This is a genomic window from Comamonas testosteroni (genome assembly GCF_000761245.1).
Taxonomy (GTDB): domain Bacteria; phylum Pseudomonadota; class Gammaproteobacteria; order Burkholderiales; family Burkholderiaceae_C; genus Comamonas; species Comamonas testosteroni_C.
In genome coordinates this window covers 1-679 of the sequence record NZ_AWOR01000104.1, presented here as the reverse complement: position 1 = coordinate 679, position 679 = coordinate 1, and the positions used below count along the sequence as shown (strand labels likewise).

Here is a 679-nt window from a genome sequence, read left to right as displayed (position 1 = left end):
AGACTGACCTGGCGCAAGCCCAAGGGGGAGAACCAGAAGGCGCGCGAGCAAGCTCTCTACGAGCAACTGCCATACTGCGATGTCGCCGACGTGTTTCGCTTCGTCAACGGCCAGTGCCAGTTCCTGTCGGCGCTGACACCATTGCAGCCACGCTATGCGAAGAAGGTAGCCGACGCCGACAGTCTGATGGCGGTGATCATTGCCCAAGCCATGAACCACGGCAACCAGGTTATGGCACGTACCAGCGACATCCCGTACCACGTCCTGGAGAGTACCTACCAGCAGTACCTGCGCCAGGCGACGCTACATGTGGCCAACGATTGCATCAGCAACGCCATCGCCGCACTGCCGATCTTCCCGCATTACTCGTTCGACCTCGATTCGTTGTACGGTGCCGTTGATGGGCAGAAATTCGGCGTCGAGCGACCAACTGTGAAGGCGCGCTACTCGCGCAAATATTTCGGCCGCGGCAAGGGCGTCGTCGCCTACACGCTGCTGTGCAATCACGTGCCGTTGAACGGCTACCTGATAGGCGCACACGAGTACGAGGCTCACCACGTGTTCGACATCTGGTACCGCAACACGTCGGACATCGTGCCGAGCGCGATCACCGGCGACATGCACAGCATCAACAAGGCCAACTTCGCCATCCTGCACTGGTTCGGACTTCGTTTCGAGC

1 protein-coding gene is annotated in these 679 nt (G+C 59.8%); it reads left to right on the top strand.

Annotated features, from left to right (window positions below):
* The coding region (locus P353_RS26330) for a Tn3 family transposase (RefSeq protein ID WP_034376251.1) at positions 1 to 679 on the top strand (679 nt) is incomplete at both ends.